Consider the following 3039-nt stretch of genomic DNA (forward strand, 5'->3'; position numbering starts at 1 on the left):
CAGCGAAAGAGTGTTAAAGAGCGGTACTGCTTAACTGTCGTCACTTGCCTTCATGTTCATACGCCTCAGGCTGGCTACTTAGCAACGTCTGGCAAGGTTTCAGATAACTCGGAGTCTTGTCTTGGCGTTTGCCTGTTGCAGTGAGTTGATGGATATCAATATAAAATAACTTAGTTTATATTGCAACTAAAAACTAAATATATTTTGTTTTATGGCGATCTGAGACCGCCAGAATGAAAGCAAGAGGGTTATAATTCGAAGTGGACCCCACGAACGGTGCCAATAATTTCGCAAGAATCGGTTATGAGTATTTTGTCGTATCGGGGATTTAATGGCATTAAATAACTATTAAGTCCATCGATAACTAATTTTTTTACCATCATTATACTTCGTGGGGGATTACTTAAATTATCAGATATGATAGCAGCAACTATTTTTCCATTCGTTGGTTCATCTAAAGGATCTATAGTGATTATTGCCCCTTTAGGAATGCTTGGCTCTCCATAAGGGTTAACCATTGTATCGTCATCTATTCTTACACAAAAAGCCTTTGGTGAGGCACTAACAAAATCAGGGATTACTTTTTCTTGGTTAGGCATTTCATACCCTCCATTTTTGGTGAAAGAAATTGCTTCTTCCCAAGTCAATAGAGGGATAAATCTAATATTACTATTATTTATAGGAATCACTGATCCTGGATTTTTTCCGTATAATAAGTAATTTTCTGTTGTATTAAGTGCTCTTGCTAGTTTGCTAAGAGCTTTACCTCCAGGTTCATTTAGGTCTTTTTCCCAATATCCTACTGTAACTCCTGTAACGCCTATAGCTTTTCCAAGTGTAACTTGGGTGTATTTTTTTAGTTTTCTTAAATATTTGAGGCGTTGACCTAATGTTTTCACAATAGACTCCATAAATTTGTAATCTAATTTATTTTAGTTTTTATTGACCTAATAAAAGTTATTTTATAGAATCTAAATAAAATTATATAAATGGAGGGGACATGACAGTTAATCAGTTGAAGTCATATTTTGGTAAAAATAGACAGATAGCCGATTTTTATGGCATCACTTTAGAGGCTATATATATGTGGCGTAAGCGAAGTGGTCAAATAATACCCAAATCTAGAGCTTTGGAAGCCGAATATAGAACTAATGGTGCACTAAAGTTTGATCCATCATTTTATGCAAAGAAAAATAATGATCTTACCAAAATATAATTTTTAGTTTAAAAACCGCTCTTTAACAACCTGGCCTCCCTGAAATTGGGAGATTTTAAATTCCCAACCCATCGGGAGGGATAACTATTATCTGAAACTTATGGATTAAGTGTAGGATAAGATTGCTGCAAAGACTATCAAATCATTTTGTCTGTATGCTATTTGATTTGCGGGTTTTTGAGTATTTTCTTGCAGAATAGAGATAAGTATTCGGTAAGCAACAGTTATCAAATGAAGGCTGAGGCTTTTTGTCTTTTAGATTGAGAGTGAGTGATGCAAGGGTATTAACGGTATCATCTTGCTTGTTGAATATGGAATCAAGGATTTGCTCTGTAGAACGTGGCTTAGGTTTCGCTTCGTATTCAGCGCGTTTCCTATCCCAGAATGCCATTTGCTTTGCCAGGCGACGAGATTTAGCATTGTCTTTTTTAGGTTTAAAGATAATGGTTGCCATTTTGTTCCTCCTAAATAAGTTTTAGTGGTGTGTGCCGGATACTTCCGGTTTGTACTCACAGTCTGTTTATTCCCTGGTGTAAAAATGAAGTTCAACTGTTTTGTTATATTCACACACCCCAAAACTCACTTGGTGGTGCTCTAAAGCTTATTCAGAGCGGTGATCCCAATATGTTAAAGAGCGAGATGACTTAGGTACTGATGACTACACTTGCCTTCATGTTCATATGCCTCAGGCTGGCTACTTAGCAACGTCTGGCAAGGTTTCAGATAACTCGGAGTCTTGTCTTGGCGTTTGCCTGTTGCAGTGAGTTGATGGAATATAATCTACAAATTAAAATTTAAATTGTCAATGTATTTTATAATTTAATTTGTAATTATAGGCGTGTAAATTTGAATTGTTTATAAATAAAATTTAAAAAAGAGGGTTTTAAAGAGTTTAGACTATATTCTTTTTTGTTTTAAAAGTTCTGCTATTTTCTTCTCATAAAAATTTTTTTTGATTTCTAGTTCTTTTAGAATCAAATCAACATCACTTTCAGGAAGGGATTCAAATAATTGTAATATCAACTTTTGTTTTTCCGTAAGCGTGTTTTTTTTCATAGAAAAAATTTCATGACTTTTATTTTCTTGATTTGTTAACTTATCGGAGAAGAACCAATCTACAGTTTTTCCTGTTACTTCAGATAATTTCTTAAGCTTATCCATTCTAGGTATTACATTTTTCAACCAGCCTTGAACAGACTGGGGCTTAACTCCCATTCTGCGAGCCAGTTCTGATTGATTCCAGCCTAGCTCATCTAACACCTGCTGAAGTCTTTTAGGAAAACTCATACTTTTACCCATTGAATAATTATCACTATTAAAGCATACAAAATTTTTTTGTTATTAACATTGCAAATATAATTTGAAATTTAAAATTAAATCTGTAATATCATTAAACCTAATTGGAGGAGTTCGTATGGATATAGATCTAAAAAATAAAATATTTGCTATCACGACTCAGTCTGAGTTAGGTCGTAAATTGGGTAAACGTCCTCAGACAATTAGTGTTTGGTTTAGAAATCGTGTTCCTGCTGAATGCGTTTTTTCAATGGCTAAAGTTTTAGAGTGGCAGATCACTCCCCACGAGCTACGCCCTGATATTTACCCAAACCCAACAGATGGTATCCCTGCTAATAAGCAAAATACTCTCTGAGTAACACCGTTCTTTAACATTTTGACTCGCTCTGAATAAGCGTTAGAGCCACCACAACCTCATAGGAATATCGAGGTAGGGAATTTTATTACTTAAGGATTATAACCATGGAATATTCAAATACTATCAAAATCACCTGCAAACCTGAGCATTTAGAATCTTACTTCTACCA

5 protein-coding genes are annotated in these 3039 nt (G+C 34.8%); 2 read left to right on the plus strand and 3 right to left on the minus strand.

The features are described 5' to 3' along the window. Positions 1-248: 248 nt before the first annotated feature. The gene (locus G468_RS0116720) at positions 249-899 is read right to left on the minus strand and encodes a LexA family protein (protein ID WP_026824007.1); all 651 of its coding nucleotides are present in this window, start codon (positions 897-899) and stop codon (positions 249-251) included. A 101-nt stretch (positions 900-1000) separates the two neighbouring features. Between G468_RS0116720 and G468_RS0116725 the strand changes: the two genes are divergently transcribed. Then, positions 1001-1216 carry a Cro/CI family transcriptional regulator gene (locus G468_RS0116725; protein WP_026824008.1) on the plus strand — a complete coding sequence of 72 codons (216 nt, stop codon included), beginning with the start codon at positions 1001-1003 and terminating at the stop codon, positions 1214-1216. A gap of 142 nt (positions 1217-1358) precedes the next feature. Here the strand turns inward: G468_RS0116725 and G468_RS21625 are convergent, their stop codons facing one another. Together G468_RS21625 and G468_RS0116735 are read right to left on the minus strand one after the other, a co-directional pair. Beyond that, positions 1359-1670: a hypothetical protein gene (locus tag G468_RS21625; RefSeq protein ID WP_051297179.1), complete on the minus strand. Its 312-nt coding sequence runs from the start codon at positions 1668-1670 to the stop codon at positions 1359-1361. A 443-nt stretch (positions 1671-2113) separates the two neighbouring features. Next, complete coding sequence (locus G468_RS0116735) at positions 2114-2503, minus strand: helix-turn-helix domain-containing protein (protein WP_026824009.1); 390 nt, start codon at positions 2501-2503, stop codon at positions 2114-2116. A 127-nt stretch (positions 2504-2630) separates the two neighbouring features. Here G468_RS0116735 and G468_RS0116740 point away from each other — a divergent pair, with 127 nt between their 5' ends. Then, positions 2631-2867, plus strand: coding sequence for a transcriptional regulator (locus G468_RS0116740; RefSeq protein ID WP_026824010.1), 237 nt, complete (start codon positions 2631-2633; stop codon positions 2865-2867). Positions 2868-3039: the final 172 nt, after the last annotated feature.

Origin of the sequence: Arsenophonus nasoniae DSM 15247 (genome assembly GCF_000429565.1) — a bacterium.
GTDB lineage: Bacteria > Pseudomonadota > Gammaproteobacteria > Enterobacterales > Enterobacteriaceae > Arsenophonus > Arsenophonus nasoniae.

Bases quoted from the DNA above. Each gene is read 5' to 3' on its own strand.
- G468_RS0116725 (WP_026824008.1), top strand. From the start codon at position 1,001: ATGACAGTTAATCAGTTGAAGTCATATTTTGGTAAAAATAGACAGATA.
- G468_RS21625 (WP_051297179.1), bottom strand. From the start codon at position 1,670: ATGGCAACCATTATCTTTAAACCTAAAAAAGACAATGCTAAATCTCGT.
- G468_RS0116735 (WP_026824009.1), bottom strand. From the start codon at position 2,503: ATGAGTTTTCCTAAAAGACTTCAGCAGGTGTTAGATGAGCTAGGCTGG.
- G468_RS0116740 (WP_026824010.1), top strand. From the start codon at position 2,631: ATGGATATAGATCTAAAAAATAAAATATTTGCTATCACGACTCAGTCT.